The following is an 18,593-nucleotide window of genomic DNA, read 5'->3' as shown; positions in this document are numbered from 1 at the left end:
TTATTTCTTAAAAACCACATTTTCACATTTTGACTATTATTTTGTCATCTTTTCCGTCTTAGTCATGTTTTATACTAATAAAATAAGTATTTTCAGGAATAATTCGGAAAATATTATGATGGCATTTTATAATGCTAACACACTTGACAAATTCAAGTCAACTATTTTATAGCCTTAATAATAAAATAACCTTTAGACTTGTCAATAGTTACAACTGTAGTATATAAGTCTTTTAATTTTTCAATAGCAGATGGTGCACCTTGCTTCTTTTGAATCACTACCCAAAGCTCACCACCGGTGACTAAATGCTCATAACTTTGTTCAAAAATATCATGGACTGTCTTTTTACCTGCTCTAATAGGCGGGTTTGTTAAAATAGCCGCAAAACCAAATTCCTTTACACTGATTAAAGTGTCACTTTCATATATTTCAACATTTTGTACCGCATTTTGCCCAGCGTTAGCCTTTGCCAACTCTATCGCCCGTTCATTTACATCAATCATATGTACAATGCGATCCGGATAAATTTTTGCTATTGAAAGACCAATCGGACCATACCCGCAGCCTACATCTAGAACAGGTCCATCTACACTTGGTACTTCAAAAGCTTCTATTAGTAAACGCGATCCAAAATCAACTTCCTTTTTTGAAAATACTCCATTATCCGTTTTAAATCGAAATATCTGATTCCTTAAGGTAAAATCCCAAAATTTCGGATCACTTTCGACTTTTTGGGTGCGAGAATAGTAATGTTCAGACAATAAACTCACCTCCTGGGGAGTGTCATTAATGAGGTTATTCGAGGAAAAAAATCTATCGAAAAAAAGCCCGCTTATACAGCGAGCTTTTCTATAAGGTTATTACTTAACTTCAACGTTAGCTCCAACTTCAGCAAGTTTAGCTTTAAGTTCTTCAGCTTCTTCTTTAGATACGCCTTCTTTAACTGGCTTTGGAGTGTTGTCAACAAGATCTTTTGCTTCTTTAAGACCAAGACCTGTGATTTCACGAACAACTTTGATAACTTTGATTTTTTGATCGCCAGCGCTAGCTAGGATTACATCAAATTCAGTTTGCTCTTCAACAGCAGCACCAGCAGCGCCGCCAACCATTGCTACAGGAGCAGCAGCAGTTACGCCGAATTCTTCTTCGATTGCTTTTACTAGATCGTTAAGTTCTAAAACAGTCATAGATTTAACTGCTTCAATGATTTGTTCTTTAGTCATTTTAATTTTCCTCCTTAGTTTTCGTTCCGTTATTTGTTAAGCGATAAGTTTTAGCTTACGCGCCTTGTTCTTCTTTTTGTTCTGCAACTGCTTTTGTAGCAAGAGCAAGGTTGCGGATTGGAGCTTGTAGTACGCTGAGTAGCATAGAAAGCAAGCCTTCGCGAGATGGTAGTTCTGCAAGTGCTTTAACCTCTTCAACTGTTGCTACGTTACCTTCGATTACACCAGCTTTAATTTCAAGTGCATCGTGCTTTTTAGCAAAGTCGTTAAGAATTTTTGCAGGTGCTACTACATCTTCTGTGCTGAACGCAATAGCGTTCGGACCAGTTAATGCTGCGTTTAACCCTGAAAGTTCAGCTGCATCAGCCGCACGACGAGCCATAGAGTTTTTGTAAACTTTGAAGTCGATACCAGCTTCACGAAGTTGCTTACGAAGTTCAGTTACTTCAGCAACAGTTAGCCCACGGTAGTCAACTACGATTGTTGAAACACTAGCTTTTAACTTAGCTGTGATTTCATCAACGATTTGAACCTTTTGTTCGATTGCGCTGCTCATCTTTACACCTCCTGTAGATTCTCTACATTTATACCAGGCAAAGTAAAACCTCCATATCAAGAGTCAGACATGGAGGTGCATACAATAGCCGAAGATTTCAGCCAATTCTATCGCATTACCTCGGCAGGAAATTAAGCGTAAACGCACCTGCTGTCTTCAGTACAAATGTTTATATTTTAACAACAAAATAGATTATATAAAATGTATCTATATTTGTCAATTGGTAAAAAATTACTTAGCTGAAGCAGTTGAAGGATCAACCTTCACACCAGGTCCCATTGTTGAAGTAACAGTTACGTTCTTCATATATGTTCCCTTTGCAGCTGCAGGCTTAACTTTTAACATTGTTTCGAATACAGTGTTGAAGTTCTCAACAAGTTTTTCGTTTTCGAAAGATGATTTACCGATTGGAACGTGGATGTTTCCAGCTTTATCAACACGGTATTCAACTTTACCTGCTTTAATTTCATTAATAGCTCTTGTTACATCGAAAGTTACAGTACCAGTTTTAGGGTTTGGCATTAAACCTTTTGGTCCTAATGTACGACCAAGTTTACCAACTTCACCCATCATGTCAGGAGTAGCTACGATTACATCAAATTCAAACCAACCTTGTTGGATTTTGTTGATGTATTCTGCATCGCCAACATAGTCTGCACCAGCGGCTTCTGCTTCTTTCACTTTTTCACCCTTAGCGAATACTAAAACGCGTTGAGTCTTACCAGTTCCATTCGGAAGTACTACTGCACCACGAATTTGTTGGTCAGCTTTCTTAGGGTCTACACCTAAACGGAATGCTACTTCAAGAGTTGCATCAAATTTAGCGTAGTTTGTTTGCTTCGCAAGTTCAATTGCTTCAGCAACTGGGTAAGCTTTTGTGTTATCCACAAGCTTAGCAGCTTCTAAATACTTCTTGCCTTTTTTAGCCATTTTTATTTCCTCCTAGATTGTGGTTTTAACGTTGTTCTAATAACTAACTCCCACGAATAAAGGTTGCGTAAGTAACGCAACCCCCTTCATTACAAAAACAGTTTACATGGATTAGTCTTCGATAACGATACCCATGCTGCGTGCAGTACCTTCAACCATGCGCATTGCTGCTTCAACGCTTGCTGCGTTTAGGTCAGGCATTTTCTGTTCCGCAATCTCGCGTACTGTATTACGCTTAACTGTTGCTACCTTATTACGGTTAGGCTGGCCAGAACCAGACTGAATTCCAGCTGCTACTTTCAAAAGAACTGCAGCAGGAGGAGTTTTCGTAATAAATGTAAATGAACGGTCTTCAAATACCGTAATTTCAACAGGGATAATCAATCCAGCTTGATCTGCTGTACGAGCGTTAAATTCTTTACAGAATCCCATGATATTAACACCGGCTTGACCTAGTGCAGGACCAACTGGCGGTGCAGGATTCGCTTTACCAGCAGGGATTTGTAATTTAACAACTTTAATTACTTTTTTAGCCACGAGACACACCTCCTTAAAGTCCGTGATGTGGTAATAGGGTTTTTACCCTCCCACTCAGGTATCTGTCTTTATATAAAGATAAAGATCTTAGCAAAAGTCTTTGTCTCATAAGAGACATACTGACCTATGAAATATTACCACTTTTTAAAAATGATTTCAAGTTTTTTTAAAATTACTATTCATATTTCTTTAAATTAAAGCTTTTCAATCTGTGTAAATTCTAGTTCAACCGGGGTGTCACGACCAAACATGTTAACAAGAACTTTAAGTTTGGACTTGTCTTTATCCATCTCTTCAACGGTTCCTGTGAAGTTCGTAAATGGACCTTCTTTAACACGAACCGTTTCACCAATTTCATAGTTAACGTCGATGCGTTTCTCATCCACACCCATACGTTTTAGGATGCCGACAACTTCTTCAGGCAGAAGCGGAGTTGGTTTAGATCCTGCTCCGGCAGAACCAACAAATCCAGTTACGCCAGGTGTATTACGAACCACATACCATGAGTCATCTGTCATGACGATTTCAACCAGTACATAACCAGGGAATACTTTCTTTTTAACTACTTTCTTTTTGCCGTTTTTCAGCTCTGTTTCTTCTTCTTCAGGGACAACTACACGGAAAATTTTATCCGTCATACCCATAGATTCAACGCGTTTTTCTAAGTTTGCTTTTACTTTATTCTCATAACCTGAGTAAGTATGTAATACATACCAATTCTTTTCCATTCAAGAGGACTAAACGTCCATCCCTCCCCGTTCTTTTATCATAATATATAACTTTTTAGACAAATGAAAAAACCCGTTAAACGGGCTTTACATAAAATTTCCTGTATTATTCACCATTATACCATGAAATACCTTTTATTATTCAAGAATAAGACGAATCAATTTTGAAATTCCTAAATCTAGGACAGCAAAAAACAATGAAAAGAAAGCAACTGTTGAGAAAACTGTAATGGTATATCGTGTTAGTTCTTTCCGTTTAGGCCAACTAACTTTTCTCATTTCACGGAAAATGTCACTGAAGAATGTCTTTAAGCGTTGCATATCTATAACCCTCCAACTATCGGAATAACATTGCTAGTATAGATTAAACTTATTTTGTTTCTTTGTGGATTGTATGGGAGGCGCATGTTTTGCAATATTTTTTTAATTCCAAGCGTTCTGATTGCAACTGATTTGCATGAGTCGAATAATTACGTGAACCACATTCTGCACATGCTAGAATAATCTTTTTACTCATCTTTAAACACCTTCATCATCCATCTAATATATCTTTAAAAATGTAACATGCACCCTAATTATTGTCAACAGCCTGTGTGAGCGGATTCATACAATGTCGTTTCCACATTAAAGACTAAATTCTCTAATTTCTAAATAACGCTCTAACTTTCTTTTCACACGCTGAAGGGCGTTATCAATGGATTTAACATGACGGTTCAGCTCTTCAGATATTTCCTGATAGGATTGTCCATCGAGATATAGTGCCAAAACCTTTCGTTCTAGGTCACTTAATAATTCGGTCATTTTAACTTCGATGTGATCAAATTCTTCTTGATTAATAATCAATTCTTCTGGGTCAAGAACCTTAGCACCAGATAGGACGTCCATTAGGGTACGGTCCGACTCTTCATCATATATAGGCTTGTCCAACGATACATAGGAATTTAACGGTATATGCTTTTGCCGTGTTGCTGTTTTGATTGCAGTAATAATTTGTCGCGTTATACATAACTCTGCAAACGCTTTAAAAGATGTAAGCTTGTCTTCACGGAAATCACGAATTGCCTTATATAGCCCAATCATTCCTTCTTGGACTATATCTTCCTTATCTGCACCGATTAGGAAGTAGGATCTTGCCTTTGCACGTACAAAATTACGATATTTGTGAATTAAATAATCAAGTGCCTCACTATTCCCTTGGTGCACTAGATCAACAATTTCCTCGTCTTCCATTGAAAAAAATAGCTCGTTGCTTTTTTCCCCGAAGTCTGTACCCAATTAAGATCCCCCTCCACCGAACAAGCATAGATAGTATTATTATACTGCCCGTAACTTTTGAACGTCAACGCTTACTTTTGTCCTCTGCGCCACTTTTCAAAAATTTCTGCCACTTCGGTGCTAATCGGTATTTTTGAGACTGGTCTTTTTTCTTGAATTTTTTTTACCTTTTTTTCAATTCCTTTTTCTATCGAGGACATCTCTATAAGCAATTCCCGGGCAGACTTTCTTAGAGCGCCTTGTCCAAAAATCGCCCATTGCTCCGTATAATCGGAAGTAGCCACATGTATTTGAGTTCTACGATTGTTTAAAGAAATCGCCAGCTTTTCAATTCGCTCATCTGCTGTCTCGTTTTCTTTTGTAAAAATTACCTCTACTTTATGATTCTTATATTTCTTTTCAGTTCCTTGAACAAAGTAGGCATCAAATACAATAATGACACGGTAGCCTGTAAAAGCCTGGTATTCTGCCATCCTTTCTATCAATCGGTCCCGAGCGGCCGGCAAATCATGGTCCCTCAATACTCTCAATTCAGGCCATGCTCCGATTATGTTATATCCATCGACAAGCAAAATATCCATTTCTATCCCTCTAGAGGATGCCGCCTGCGGTATACCTCATACATTAATAACGCGGCTGCCACAGATGCATTTAATGATGTTACCTTTCCAGCCATCGGCAGGTTGATAAGGAAGTCACATTTATCTCTAACAAGACGCCCCATCCCTTTTCCTTCGCTTCCAATGACAAGACCAAGTGGCAGCGTTCCATCAAATTGGCGATAATCCTGCTTTCCACTTGCGTCAGTTCCAGCTATCCAAATACCGCGCTCTTTTAATTCATCTATCGTCCGTGCCATATTGGTTACACGGACAACCGGGATATGCTCAATTGCACCTGTTGAAGCCTTTGCAACGGTTGCCGTTAATCCAACCGCTCTCCTTTTTGGAATAATAATTCCGTGAGCCCCTACTGCGTCAGCCGTTCTCATAATGGAACCTAGATTATGAGGATCCTCAATTTCATCTAATAACAAAAAGAAAGGAGATTCACTTTTCTTTTCTGCCGCTGCAAATAGGTCGTCCATTTCTGCATACTGATACGCAGCTACATAAGCAAGCACACCTTGATGGTTTTCATCAGTAATCTGGTCAATTTTTTTCTTTGGGACAAATTGAACAATCACGTTGGCCTCTTTTGCTAATTGAATTAGCTGCTGCATTTGACCACGCTGTGAGGACTCGGCAATCAAAATCTTATTAATATCCCTTTCTGATCTTAGTGCCTCCATTACAGGATTTTTTCCAATGATATAGTCCTTATTTTCGTTCACTCGCTTGTTCCTCCTTTCTATCCTCTACAAACTCAAAGGACTTTACGATAAGTTCTTCTAATCGTTCTGTTTTCTCTGATAAATACAAAAAACCCACTAATGCTTCAAATGCGGTGCTATAATGATAGGTTTGGACATCTGTGTTTTTAGGAACAGTGCCTGATTTGGCATTTCTCCCACGCTTGACTACCGCCAGCTCTTCTTCTGACAGAAGGTTTTCATCCATCATCCGAAATAGTACTTGGCATTGCGCCTTTGCAGAAACATAGGTTGTTCCTTCGCGATGCAGCTGATTGGGTTTTACCTTCCCGCTTTGCAGGAGGTGACGTCTGACATAAGTCTCATAGACAGCGTCACCCATATAAGCTAAGGCAAGACTATTCAATTGATTGGCATTTACTTTTTCGTGATAATCAAGCATGAATTAGCCTCTTTTCCATCTCGTACCTTGCGGCGTATCTTCTAAAATAATATTCATTTCCTTTAATTGATCTCTTATTTGATCGGATAGCTGGAAATTTCGGTCTTTTCGAGCCTGAATTCTTTTTTCAATTAATGCGTCTATTTCTTCATCTAGCATTTCTGCCGTTTCTATGGTTAGACCGAGGACATTAAATAACTCATTAAATTGTGCGGTGAATTTATTAATGACTTCTACCGCCGTGTTTTTTTCTAAAAGGTAGTAATTTGCCAGCTTTGAAAGATCAAACAAAACAGAAATTGCTTTTGCTGTGTTGAAGTCATCGTCCATCGCTTTTATAAACTCATCCTGTAATGCATTTATCTTGTCTAGCCATTCCTGATTATTGTTTGTTAGGTCTGTACTTGATTCTTTGCGGTGTTGTAAATTTTGATAAGAGGTGGTTAGGCGTTCAAACGCTGCCTTTGTACTTTCTAACAACTCTTCACTGTAATTAATCGGATTCCGGTAATGAACAGATAACATAAAAAACCGCAATACTTGGGGATTATGCTTTTTAATAATGTCATGTACAAGAACAAAGTTTCCGAGCGATTTAGACATTTTTTCATTATCAATATTAATATACCCATTATGCATCCAATATCGGGCAAATGTTTTTCCACTAAGTGCTTCTGATTGGGCGATTTCATTTTCATGGTGCGGAAACGTTAAATCTTGGCCGCCCGCATGAATATCGATTGTTTCTCCTAGGTATTTTTTTGCCATTGCCGAGCACTCAATATGCCAGCCAGGACGTCCAATACCCCAAGGACTATCCCAGTATATTTCCCCTTCTTTGGCCGCTTTCCATAACGCAAAGTCTAAATCATCTTGTTTCTTTTCACCAATTTCAATTCGGGCACCAACCTGAAGGTCATCAATTGATTGATGGGAGAGCTTGCCGTAATCTTCAAACTTTCTTGTCCGGTAGTAAACATCACCTTCAGATTCATAGGCAAAGCCTTTTTCAATAAGCTTACTAATAAATTCAATAATTATATCCATATTGTCCATTACTCGTGGATGGATATCTGCCTTTTTGCACCCCAAAGCAGAAACATCTTCATAATATGCATTGATAAATCGCTCAGCTATCGTAGGAACATCTTCCCCAAGCTGATTAGCCGCACGAATCAACTTATCATCCACATCAGTAAAATTAGATACATACTGTATGTTATAGCCGCGATATTCAAAATAACGGCGAACCGTATCAAATACTATAGCCGGGCGGGCATTACCAATGTGAATATAATTATAGACAGTCGGACCGCAAACATACATTTTTACTTTTCCTTCTTCAAGCGGGACAAATACTTCTTTCTTACGGGTTAGTGTATTATACAGTTGTATGGTCATTCACTTTATTCCTTTCTTTCTTCAATTCAATTAACTCTTGTCTTAATTCCGTTAGTTCAACTTGCAAGTCTATAATCCTGTCTGCAATCGGGTCTGGAAGATTACAATGATCTAAATCTTTGCCGATTCGTTTACCATCTTGAATAACTACCCTTCCCGGAACCCCAACAACCGTGGAATTCGGCGGTACTTCTTTTAAAACGACAGATCCTGCACCAATTTTTGAATTTTCACCAATGGTTATGGATCCCAGCACCTTTGCACCTGTTGCAATTAACGCATTATCCTTAATGGTTGGATGGCGTTTCCCTTTCTCTTTCCCCGTTCCACCAAGTGTCACACCCTGAAATACCGTTACATTATCACCAATTTCACAGGTTTCTCCAATAACTACCCCCATACCGTGATCAATAAATAATCTCCTGCCTATTTTTGCACCTGGATGGATTTCAATACCTGTGAAAAAGCGACTTATTTGAGAAATGACCCGTGCAAGAAAATAAAACTTCCTTTTGAAAAATGCATGTGCAATTCGGTGTGCCCAAATAGCATGTAAGCCTGAATATGTCAGGATAACTTCTAAGTAACTTCTTGCTGCAGGATCTTGTTCAAAAACTACCTCAATATCCTCCCTCATTCTTTTGAACATTTTCTCATTTCCCCCTTAAATGTAATGAAGCTTTTGTTTTTTAAATACTCCCCTTGTCTTCTCTAATAAATAAAAAACGCCCCTGTCATTACGACAGAGACGCGTTTGGCGTGGTTCCACTCTGATTAGACCGCATAAGCTTACAGCTTAAAGCTTATCATGATCTCACTCTACCTGTTAACGGAAAGGTTCCGCCCAAATTTACACAGAATTACATCTTTTCAATATGGGACTCAGAGGTGCATTTTCAAACATGAGAGGCTTAGACCACTTTCAGCCGGTGATGGTCTTCTCTTTAAAGCGTCATATTTTACTTTTCCTCATCTACACTTTTTCATATGGAAGTTTATTTCTTATACTATATTACATTTTTAAGCGGATGTTAACCAATAATTTTTTGAATTCTGTTTAAAACCTTCCTTTTTCCTAAAAGCTCAATTGCTTGAGGTAAATCAGGACCATGGGTTTGACCTGAAACAGCAGCACGAATTGGCATAAACAGATTTTTCCCCTTTTGACCGGTAGATTTTTGAACAGCCTTCATCGCCGCCTTGATTTCATCTGCTTTAAAGTTTTCTAACTTCTCAAGCTCCTCAGCAAACGCGTTTAGTACTTGAGGAACTGTCTCCCCTGACAATACTTCCTTTGCTTCTTCTTCATACTCCGCTTCATCTTTAAAAAACAGATCAGAAAGTTCAACAATCTCTGCCCCATAGCTCATCTTTTCTTGTAAAAGTGAAACCAAACTTTTCACCCATTGTAGTTCTTCATCGGTGATGTTCTCATTTAAACGTCCAGCCTTTACTAGATGCGGCATAGAAACCTCTAGAACTCGGTCAGCTTCAACTTTTTTCATATACTGGTTATTCATCCATGTAAGCTTATTCGTATCAAATAATGCAGGTGACTTCGATAAGCGATTAGCATCGAAAATTTTAATAAATTCCTCTTTAGAGTAAATTTCCTCTTCCCCTGCTGGAGACCATCCAAGTAACGTAATAAAGTTAAACAGAGCCTCAGGCAGATAGCCTAATTCTTCATATTGTTCGATGAATTGAATAATTGATTCATCTCGTTTACTTAGTTTCTTTCTACTTTCGTTCACAATTAGTGTCATATGGCCAAAAATCGGCGGTTCCCAGCCTAACGCTTCATAAACCATTAGCTGCTTTGGAGTGTTGGAGATATGGTCGTCTCCTCGAAGTACATGCGAAATTTTCATTAGATAGTCATCAACGGTTACCGCAAAATTATAAGTAGGTGTTCCATCCTTCTTGATGATGACCCAATCGCCCATTCCTTCAGATTCAAAGGATACTGTCCCTTTTACCATGTCATCAAAAGCATAGGTCTTTTTTTCCGGTACAACGATCCTAATGCTCGGCTCGCGTCCTTCACTTTCCAATTTTGCACGTTCTTCAGCTGTTAAATGGCGGCACTTCCCAGAATAATGAGGAGTTTCTCCTCTCTCTGTCTGTTCTTCGCGCTCTGCTTCAATTTCTGCCTCTGTACAGTAGCATTTATAGGCATGCCCATTTTCTAGTAATTGATTGTAGTAAATTTGATAAAAATCATTTCTTTCTGACTGACGGTAAGGTCCATATTCGCCCCCGACATCCACACTTTCGTCCCAATCCATTCCTAACCATTTAAGGTACTTTAATTGACTCTCTTCCCCGCCGGCAATATTCCGTTTTTTATCGGTATCTTCAATACGGATAATAAATTTGCCGCCTTGACTGCGTGCGAACAAATAATTAAATAATGCAGTACGGGCATTTCCAATATGTAAATGTCCAGTTGGACTTGGAGCATACCTTACACGAACTTCATTTGACATTATTATGCCTCCTATTAGAAAAGCGGAAGCGCCTTGCCCAGGGGCGTGAGTCTAGACGAGCCGGCGAGAAGGTTGTTCTTTAACCTTCTTGACGGATTGGCTTATGACCCCGAGCCCCTAGGCGCTGGAGCTAGACAATTCTCTAAGTTTAAAAATTATATCTGATTTATTTTACCATTCTAGATTTCAGCAATAAAGACTATATGTTAACCTTTTTTAACAAAACGACAGCTTGTGAGGCAATTCCTTCACCGCGGCCTGTAAAGCCTAACTGCTCTGTTGTCGTTGCCTTTACATTGATTTGTTCAGGAGAAGCATTAAGTAGTTCAGCGATTCTCTCCTTCATCGGCTGTATATAGGGTGCCATTTTTGGCTTTTGTGCAATAATTGTACAATCTGCATTAACAAGTTCATACCCTCTGTCCTTGACGAGCTGCCATACATGCTCCATAAGCTTAGCAGAATCTGCATCCTTATAGTTTGGATCTGTGTCTGGAAAGTGCTTGCCAATATCCCCTTCACCAATCGCCCCAAGACAAGCATCCGAGATAGTATGTAATAATACATCTGCATCGGAATGGCCCAGCAGTCCTTTTTCATAGGGAATTGTAATGCCGCCAATGATAAGCGGTCTGCCCTCGGTTAATTGGTGCACATCAAAGCCTTGTCCAATACGAAACATTTTTAAAAACTCCCTTGTCTTTTCTTTAGAATTGCCTGTGCAAAAAATAAATCCTCTATGGTAGTTAGCTTAATGTTATCATAATCACCTTCCACCATTGTGACTGGATGAGAAATTCTTTCTACCAAACTGGAATCATCCGTACCGATAAACTGTTCCCTCTCTGCTTGTTCATAAGCCCTATACAAGAGGGAAAAACGAAAAGCTTGTGGGGTCTGAACGGCCCACAAGCTGGATCTTTCGACAGTTGCCATTACCACGTGATTACGTACCGTTTTCATGGTATCCTTTGCTGGCACTCCAATAATAGCTGCACCTGTTTCTTGTGCTGTTTCAAGTAATCGGTGGATATGTTCCTTAAGAATAAAAGGGCGAGCAGCATCATGAACAAGAATAATTCCATCGTTCTTTACGGTTTTCAATGCATTATAAATGCTCTCCTGACGTTCTTTTCCACCAGGAACTAAATTTAACACCTTCTTCACCTTATACTTATTTAACAGAATTTTAATTTCCTCTGTATCCAGCGGGTTAACTGCTAAAATAATTCCTTCACATAACTCATCTTCATCGAAGACCTTTAAGGTATGGATTAATACAGGTACATTATTTACTTCTAACAAAAGCTTGTTTTTCCCTGCCCCCATCCTCTTCCCTTGACCAGCGGCCGGAATAATGACTTGATAAGCCATATCAAAACTCCATTCTATTCTTTCTGTCTATTGGTTTGCTTCCTATAGTGCCTTTTCCAGTAGTTTCGGTTTTGCAAAAATCATCCTACCAGCTGAGGTTTGAAGAACACTCGTTACGAGAACATCGATTCTTTTTCCTATATATTCTCTTCCCTCTTCAACCACAATCATCGTTCCATCATCAAGATAGGCTACACCTTGATGATATTCTTTACCATCCTTGATTACCTGTACAGAAAGCTCTTCCCCAGGAAGCACCACTGGTTTTACGGCATTGGCTAAATCATTAATATTTAATACAGAAACGTTCTGTAATTCGCATACTTTATTAAGATTAAAATCGTTCGTAACAAGCATTCCATTTGTAATCTTCGCTAGTTTCACAAGCTTGCTGTCTACTTCTTGTATTTCATCAAAATCGCCTTCATAAATCTCTACTTTTATCGCTAATTCCTTTTGAATACGATTTAGTATATCCAAGCCCCGTCTCCCGCGGTTTCGCTTCAGGACATCAGAAGAATCAGCAATATGCTGTAATTCCTCTAGTACAAAGCGGGGAATTACAATGGTTCCATCTAGAAAACCTGTTTGACATATATCCGCGACACGGCCATCAATAATTACACTTGTATCGAGAATCTTTAATGATTTTCCCTCTGGCTTTTCAGTGTCCTCTTCTCCGGATTTCTTCTTTCCTCGATTTCCAAAAAGATTAAGCAGCTCATCTCTTTTCTTAAATCCAACCTGAAAGCCAAGGTATCCAAATAATAACGTCAGCAAAATAGGAGCGACAGCATTAAGAATAGGTACTTGAACTGCATTTAGAGCAAAACCGATTAAAAAGGCCACTAATAACCCAAAAATTAACCCTAAACTGCCAAAAATCACGTCTGTTACCGGGATTTTCACCAGCGAGTCTTCCGCCCATTTAATAAACTCTAGTACATAATCTACTGCCCAAAAAGTAATAAGATAAAAAATAATTGCACCTATAATAGCCGCTGCATATGAGTTACTGATTATCGGAATGTCATTGAAATTAATTACTTTTAACAATTGTGGGATTAATAATATTCCAAGCGTACCTCCCGTTATAAGAAAGCATGCTTGAACAATACGTTTTAACATTCCTTCACCTCCTCTACTCATTATAAACATATTCCCTAAAATGAAACCTTCGATTAATGATTATTTTAGTCAAAGTACGAATTTTAAAACATGAAAGTTAACTTTTAATAGTAAAATATATTTTTCACTTCATAGGGTAGCACTGGAAAAAAACTCTGTCAAACAAACGTAAATTTGCTGCTTTAATTCTTAAAATAAGTCTATAAATGCCGCTCTGTATATAATCTCTCTTTAATCAATCTCAGGCCTTCCTTGATTTTTTTCGCCCGGATTTCACCAATGCCTTCAACATCATCTAGTTCTTCAACAGAAGCTGATACAATGTTTGAAAACCCGCCAAAGTTAGTAATTATGTTTTCAATTATGACAATTGGAAGACGGGGGATTTTATTCAGAATCCGATACCCTCGGGGATGTTTGCTCTCATCAAGAGGAATATACCCTTGATACCCCATTAATTTCAATATTGTTATATCATCTAATGACCCGTTACTAGTTAACAACTGCATGCGCTTGAGAACATCGTTTGACTTGATCTCTCTATCGAGTGCGTAGTCTTTAATAATCAGCGCAGTCTCTTCTTCTAGATCTGTCAATATTTCATTCATTTGTAACCGAATAAGCCGGCCTTCTGTTCCTAATTCGTTTAAGTAAGTGATAAGTTCATTTTTAATTCTAAGCACCATTTCAAATCGATGAAGAACAAGTAAGAAATCGTTATATGTAACGGATTCTTCGAACTCTAAAATACTTAACCCGGCAATACTTCTCTCAAGGACGACCTTATACTTTTCAAGCATTTGAATCGCCTGATTCGCCTTCGTTAAAATGACAGAAATATCTTTAAGGGCATAACGAAAGTTCCCTTGATATAAGGTTATGACATTTCGTCTTTGAGATATAGCAATGACTAATGCCTTTGTTTGTCTGGCCACTCGTTCAGCTGTACGATGCCGCATACCTGTTTCCGAGGCAGGAATATCAGAATCAGGGACGAGCTGCGCATTCGCAATAAGAATGGTATTACCTAATTCATTTAAAATAATGGCACCATCCATTTTTGCTAACTCATAAAGATAACTTGGCGAAAAGGGACAATTAATTTGAAAGCCGCCATCGACGATACTTTTAACCTTATCATTGTAACCGACAACAATAAGCCCTCCAGTATTTGCTCGTAAGACATTATCAATTCCTTCCCGAATAGGTGTACCTGGGGCTATAAACTGTAGAACTTCACTGACATTTTGTTCGCCCATCCTTTTATTCTCCATGTTCTACACCCCTAACACTGCTTTTAAAGCTTCTGCTACAGTCGACACACCAATTAACTCTACACCTTTAGGACCTTGCCAGCCGCTCAAATTATTAGCAGGTAAAATAACCCGTTCGAAACCTAACTTTGCGGCTTCCTGAACACGCTGTTCAATCCTGGACACTCTTCTAACCTCTCCGGTTAACCCAACCTCTCCTATAATACAATCCGTTGCCCTTGTCGGTTTATCGCGGAAGCTTGAAGCAATACTAACAACAATGGCCAAATCAATAGCTGGTTCGTCTAACTTCACACCTCCAGCAACCTTAAGATACGCATCTTGATTCTGAAGCAGCATTCCCATCCGCTTCTCTAAAACGGCCATTAATAGGGGAACACGGTTATGATCAATCCCCGTTGCCATCCTTCTTGGGTTTCCAAAACTGGTTGGAGAAATTAACGCCTGGATTTCGACTAGTACAGGACGGGTCCCTTCCATTGAGGCAACCACAGTAGAGCCTGCAGCACCTTGTGACCGCTCTTCAAGGAAAATTTCCGATGGATTTGCAACCTCATCAAGTCCAAATTCTTTCATCTCGAAGATACCCATTTCATTGGTTGATCCAAAACGATTTTTTACTGCACGTAAAATACGATACGTATGATGCCTTTCCCCTTCAAAGTAGAGAACAGTATCTACCATGTGTTCGAGCAGTCTTGGTCCTGCAATGGACCCTTCTTTTGTTACATGACCAACAATAAAGATAGCAATTCCTTTCGTTTTTCCAATCCGCATTAATTCAGATGTACATTCACGTACTTGAGAAACGCTCCCTGGTGCGGAAGTTACTTCCGGGTGGAAAACGGTTTGTATGGAATCAATAATCACAAAGCTAGGATTTGAGTTTTCAATCGTCCGGTTTATTTCGTCTAAATTGGTTTCAGCATATACGAGCAGGTTTTCAGATTTAATCCCTAGTCTTTCAGCTCGAAGCTTTGTTTGCCTCAGCGATTCCTCACCAGATATGTATAAGACCTGATTCCCTTTATTAGCAAGCTGTGAGGATACTTGTAATAGGAGTGTCGATTTACCGATGCCGGGGTCACCACCGATTAAAACCAGCGATCCTTTTACCACGCCTCCGCCTAAAACTCGGTTAAGTTCATTTAGTTCGGTTAGTATTCTCGGTTCTGACAAGGATTCAATCGCTGTAATCGGTGTTGGTTTTGAAGCTAGTGTTGCCCCACCCTGAGAATGGGCAAAGGCGCCTCTTCTATTTCCACCTGTTACCTCAACTTCCTCGACCATTTTGTTCCATTCCCCGCACCCTGGACATTTCCCCAGCCATTTAGGAGATTCATATCCACACTCCTGACACATAAACTTCGTTTTTCGTTTGACCATAACTATCTACTCCTGACTCTAAATAGAAAAAGAGGTACACGGTCGAGACATATAACGTGTACCCCTTTTAATTGTTAAAAACGCATCTGGTTATTTAGTTAGAGTCGTTTTTTCTGCCGTTCTAACTAAGAACTCACCATTATCAACATCAATTATAACATGCTGCCCTGTTAATACTGTACCTTTTAACAGTTCTTCAGAGAGACGGTCTTCAATATGCTTTTGAATAGCTCTGCGCAATGGACGGGCACCGTATTCTGGATCATAACCCTCAATCGAAATTTTATCCTTTGCAGCTTCGGTTAACTCTAAAGAAATATGCTGCTCTTTTAATCGTTTTACAAGCTGATCAGATAATAGAGTAACAATTTCTCCAAGATGCTTTTTCTCTAAAGCATGGAAGACAATGATTTCATCAATACGGTTTAAGAATTCAGGACGGAAAGCCTTTTTCAATTCTTCCATAACCTTACCCTTCATGTCCTTATAATCCTGTTCGCCATCTTGAATATTAAAGCCGACATATTTATTTCGTTTTAGCGCTTCTGCACCAACGTTAGAAGTCATAATCAAAACCGTATTACGGAAGTCAACCGTTCTTCCCTTAGAATCCGTTAATCGGCCATCCTCAAGAACTTGCAGTAAGATATTGAATACGTCCGGATGTGCCTTCTCAATTTCGTCAAGCAGGATTACGGAATATGGTTTTCTTCTTACCTTTTCCGTTAATTGACCGCCTTCTTCATAACCCACATACCCTGGAGGAGATCCAACCAAACGTGATGTAGAATGCTTCTCCATATATTCCGACATATCGATTCGAATCATGGCATCTTCATCACCAAACATTGCTTCAGCAAGTGCTCTGGCCAATTCAGTTTTCCCTACACCAGTAGGACCAAGGAAAACGAAAGAGCCAATAGGACGTTTTGGATCCTTTAAGCCTGCTCTTGCACGGCGGACAGCTTTTGAAACAGCCTTGACGGCTTCTTCCTGGCCAATTACTCGTGAATGTAAGAGTTCCTCTAAGTTAAGTAATTTAGCCGTTTCGGTTTGAGCAAGCTTCGAAACTGGTATTCCCGTCCAGCTTGAAACTACACTTGCAATATCCTCTACAGTCACTTCACTATTTTCTTTTCCTTGCTTTTCTTTCCACGTTTTCTTTGTTTCTTCAAGCTGCTCACGAAGGCGCTGCTCCGTATCTCTCAGTGATGCCGCTTTTTCAAATTCCTGGCTTTGAACGGCAGCATCCTTCTCTTTGCGTACTTCTTCTAACTTCACTTCTAATTCTTTTAAATTTGGCGGAGTCGTATAGGAACGTAAACGAACCTTTGAACCCGCTTCATCAATTAAGTCAATTGCTTTATCCGGAAGGAACCGGTCAGAAATATAGCGATCAGACAATTTTACCGCTGCTTCAATAGCTTCATCCGTAATGGAAACTCGGTGATGTGCTTCATAACGGTCACGAAGACCTTCTAAAATTTGAATGGATTCTTCAGCCGTTGGTTCGTCAACACGAATTGGCTGGAAACGACGTTCTAATGCCGCATCTTTTTCAATATATTTTCGATATTCGTCTAGTGTCGTTGCACCGATACATTGGAGCTCTCCACGTGCCAGGGAAGGCTTTAAGATGTTAGAAGCATCAATGGCTCCTTCCGCCCCTCCTGCCCCGATCAAAGTGTGTAACTCATCAATAAAGAGAATGATGTTACCAGCCTGGCGAATTTCATCCATTACCTTTTTTAAACGGTCCTCAAATTCACCGCGGTATTTAGTACCGGCAACCACCGTACCCATATCTAGCGTCATAACGCGCTTATCACGAAGAATTTCCGGCACTTCATTATTCACAATTTGCTGTGCAAGGCCTTCAGCGATAGCCGTTTTCCCTACACCTGGTTCACCGATTAACACAGGATTATTTTTTGTACGGCGGCTTAATACTTCAATGACACGCTGAATTTCCTTACTTCTGCCAATAACAGGATCCAAACTTCCTTCTCTGGCAATGGTAGTTAAGTCTCTTGCAAGGCTGTCAAGCGTTGGAGTGTTGGCACTTACTGACGCCCCTCCCTGATGACCACCTGATTCATTACTGCCAAGTAATTGTAATACCTGCTGGCGAGCCTTATTTAAGCTTACTCCAAGATTATTTAGAACTCTCGCAGCAACACCTTCACCTTCTCGGATTAAACCAAGCAGGATATGCTCTGTTCCCACATAAGAATGTCCTAATTTTCGAGCCTCATCCATAGATAATTCGATTACCTTTTTCGCCCTTGGTGTGTAGTGAATCGTTTGAGATGCTTCCTGGCCTTTGCCGATTAACGACTCCACTTCTTTTTGAATTTTTTCAGAACCCAGCCCAAGCCCATAAAGTGCTTTGGCAGCAATGCCTTCTCCCTCTCGGACTAAGCCCAATAAGATATGTTCAGTTCCAATATTATTGTGTCCAAGTCGGATTGCTTCCTCTTGCGCTAATGCTAATACCTTTTGAGCTCTTTCAGTAAAACGGCCAAACATCATATTCCA

Annotated in this window: 21 protein-coding genes and 2 other annotated features; all 21 genes read right to left on the bottom strand. The window is 39.5% G+C overall.

Features of this window, described 5'->3' with window-relative positions; all coding sequences use genetic code 11:
• Positions 1-161: 161 nt before the first annotated feature.
• The 21 genes from QNH29_RS00745 to clpC all read right to left on the bottom strand — a co-directional run bounded on the left by QNH29_RS00745 (position 162) and on the right by clpC (position 18,587).
• On the bottom strand, positions 162-761 hold the full coding sequence (locus QNH29_RS00745; RefSeq protein WP_283863021.1) for a class I SAM-dependent methyltransferase: 600 nt from the start codon (positions 759-761) through the stop codon (positions 162-164).
• A 99-nt stretch (positions 762-860) separates the two neighbouring features.
• The gene (gene rplL / locus QNH29_RS00740; protein ID WP_283863020.1) at positions 861-1,223 is read right to left on the bottom strand and encodes a 50S ribosomal protein L7/L12; all 363 of its coding nucleotides are present in this window, start codon (positions 1,221-1,223) and stop codon (positions 861-863) included.
• A gap of 55 nt (positions 1,224-1,278) precedes the next feature.
• Positions 1,279-1,779 carry a 50S ribosomal protein L10 gene (gene rplJ / locus QNH29_RS00735; protein ID WP_283865505.1) on the bottom strand — a complete coding sequence of 167 codons (501 nt, stop codon included), beginning with the start codon at positions 1,777-1,779 and terminating at the stop codon, positions 1,279-1,281.
• Positions 1,780-1,812: 33 nt separating this feature from the next.
• Positions 1,813-1,957, bottom strand: a sequence feature (ribosomal protein L10 leader region).
• A 53-nt stretch (positions 1,958-2,010) separates the two neighbouring features.
• Entirely contained in the window at positions 2,011-2,709 is a 699-nt protein-coding gene (gene rplA, locus QNH29_RS00730; protein WP_283863019.1) for a 50S ribosomal protein L1, read from the bottom strand.
• 111 nt (positions 2,710-2,820) lie between these two features.
• Positions 2,821-3,246: a 50S ribosomal protein L11 gene (gene rplK, locus QNH29_RS00725; protein ID WP_192654866.1), complete on the bottom strand. Its 426-nt coding sequence runs from the start codon at positions 3,244-3,246 to the stop codon at positions 2,821-2,823.
• 194 nt (positions 3,247-3,440) lie between these two features.
• Positions 3,441-3,974, bottom strand: a complete 534-nt coding sequence (nusG, locus tag QNH29_RS00720) for a transcription termination/antitermination protein NusG (protein WP_283863018.1) — start codon at positions 3,972-3,974, stop codon at positions 3,441-3,443.
• A 138-nt stretch (positions 3,975-4,112) separates the two neighbouring features.
• Positions 4,113-4,295, bottom strand: coding sequence for a preprotein translocase subunit SecE (secE, locus tag QNH29_RS00715; protein ID WP_283863017.1), 183 nt, complete (start codon positions 4,293-4,295; stop codon positions 4,113-4,115).
• Positions 4,296-4,344: 49 nt separating this feature from the next.
• The gene (rpmG, locus tag QNH29_RS00710) at positions 4,345-4,491 is read right to left on the bottom strand and encodes a 50S ribosomal protein L33 (RefSeq protein WP_179603667.1); all 147 of its coding nucleotides are present in this window, start codon (positions 4,489-4,491) and stop codon (positions 4,345-4,347) included.
• Positions 4,492-4,598: 107 nt separating this feature from the next.
• Positions 4,599-5,204: an RNA polymerase sporulation sigma factor SigH gene (gene sigH / locus QNH29_RS00705; protein WP_052106397.1), complete on the bottom strand. Its 606-nt coding sequence runs from the start codon at positions 5,202-5,204 to the stop codon at positions 4,599-4,601.
• Positions 5,205-5,320: 116 nt separating this feature from the next.
• Complete coding sequence (locus tag QNH29_RS00700) at positions 5,321-5,830, bottom strand: NYN domain-containing protein (protein WP_283863016.1); 510 nt, start codon at positions 5,828-5,830, stop codon at positions 5,321-5,323.
• A gap of 2 nt (positions 5,831-5,832) precedes the next feature.
• Positions 5,833-6,582 carry a 23S rRNA (guanosine(2251)-2'-O)-methyltransferase RlmB gene (gene rlmB / locus QNH29_RS00695; RefSeq protein WP_283863015.1) on the bottom strand — a complete coding sequence of 250 codons (750 nt, stop codon included), beginning with the start codon at positions 6,580-6,582 and terminating at the stop codon, positions 5,833-5,835.
• The gene (locus tag QNH29_RS00690; protein WP_283863014.1) at positions 6,569-7,003 is read right to left on the bottom strand and encodes a Mini-ribonuclease 3; all 435 of its coding nucleotides are present in this window, start codon (positions 7,001-7,003) and stop codon (positions 6,569-6,571) included. Before QNH29_RS00690 ends, rlmB begins: the two co-directional genes overlap by 14 nt.
• A 3-nt stretch (positions 7,004-7,006) precedes the next feature.
• Positions 7,007-8,404, bottom strand: coding sequence for a cysteine--tRNA ligase (cysS, locus tag QNH29_RS00685; protein WP_283863013.1), 1,398 nt, complete (start codon positions 8,402-8,404; stop codon positions 7,007-7,009).
• Positions 8,385-9,053: a serine O-acetyltransferase gene (gene cysE / locus QNH29_RS00680; protein ID WP_283863012.1), complete on the bottom strand. Its 669-nt coding sequence runs from the start codon at positions 9,051-9,053 to the stop codon at positions 8,385-8,387. Before cysE ends, cysS begins: the two co-directional genes overlap by 20 nt.
• A gap of 92 nt (positions 9,054-9,145) precedes the next feature.
• Positions 9,146-9,389: a binding site (T-box leader), on the bottom strand.
• 46 nt (positions 9,390-9,435) lie between these two features.
• Complete coding sequence (gene gltX / locus QNH29_RS00675; RefSeq protein ID WP_283863011.1) at positions 9,436-10,893, bottom strand: glutamate--tRNA ligase; 1,458 nt, start codon at positions 10,891-10,893, stop codon at positions 9,436-9,438.
• Between the two features lie 199 nt (positions 10,894-11,092).
• Positions 11,093-11,575 carry a 2-C-methyl-D-erythritol 2,4-cyclodiphosphate synthase gene (gene ispF, locus QNH29_RS00670; RefSeq protein ID WP_283863010.1) on the bottom strand — a complete coding sequence of 161 codons (483 nt, stop codon included), beginning with the start codon at positions 11,573-11,575 and terminating at the stop codon, positions 11,093-11,095.
• A 2-nt stretch (positions 11,576-11,577) separates the two neighbouring features.
• Positions 11,578-12,267, bottom strand: coding sequence for a 2-C-methyl-D-erythritol 4-phosphate cytidylyltransferase (gene ispD, locus QNH29_RS00665; RefSeq protein WP_283863009.1), 690 nt, complete (start codon positions 12,265-12,267; stop codon positions 11,578-11,580).
• 42 nt (positions 12,268-12,309) lie between these two features.
• Positions 12,310-13,395, bottom strand: a complete 1,086-nt coding sequence (locus QNH29_RS00660; RefSeq protein ID WP_283863008.1) for a PIN/TRAM domain-containing protein — start codon at positions 13,393-13,395, stop codon at positions 12,310-12,312.
• 200 nt (positions 13,396-13,595) lie between these two features.
• Positions 13,596-14,669 carry a DNA integrity scanning diadenylate cyclase DisA gene (gene disA, locus QNH29_RS00655; protein WP_283863007.1) on the bottom strand — a complete coding sequence of 358 codons (1,074 nt, stop codon included), beginning with the start codon at positions 14,667-14,669 and terminating at the stop codon, positions 13,596-13,598.
• A 3-nt stretch (positions 14,670-14,672) separates the two neighbouring features.
• Positions 14,673-16,055: a DNA repair protein RadA gene (gene radA / locus QNH29_RS00650; RefSeq protein WP_283863006.1), complete on the bottom strand. Its 1,383-nt coding sequence runs from the start codon at positions 16,053-16,055 to the stop codon at positions 14,673-14,675.
• Between the two features lie 90 nt (positions 16,056-16,145).
• Entirely contained in the window at positions 16,146-18,587 is a 2,442-nt protein-coding gene (clpC, locus tag QNH29_RS00645) for an ATP-dependent protease ATP-binding subunit ClpC (protein WP_283863005.1), read from the bottom strand.
• Between the last annotated feature and the right edge of the window lie 6 nt (positions 18,588-18,593).

It is taken from the genome of Neobacillus sp. DY30 (assembly GCF_030123065.1).
GTDB lineage: Bacteria > Bacillota > Bacilli > Bacillales > Cytobacillaceae > Neobacillus.
This window is presented reverse-complemented; position numbering and strand designations above follow the sequence as displayed.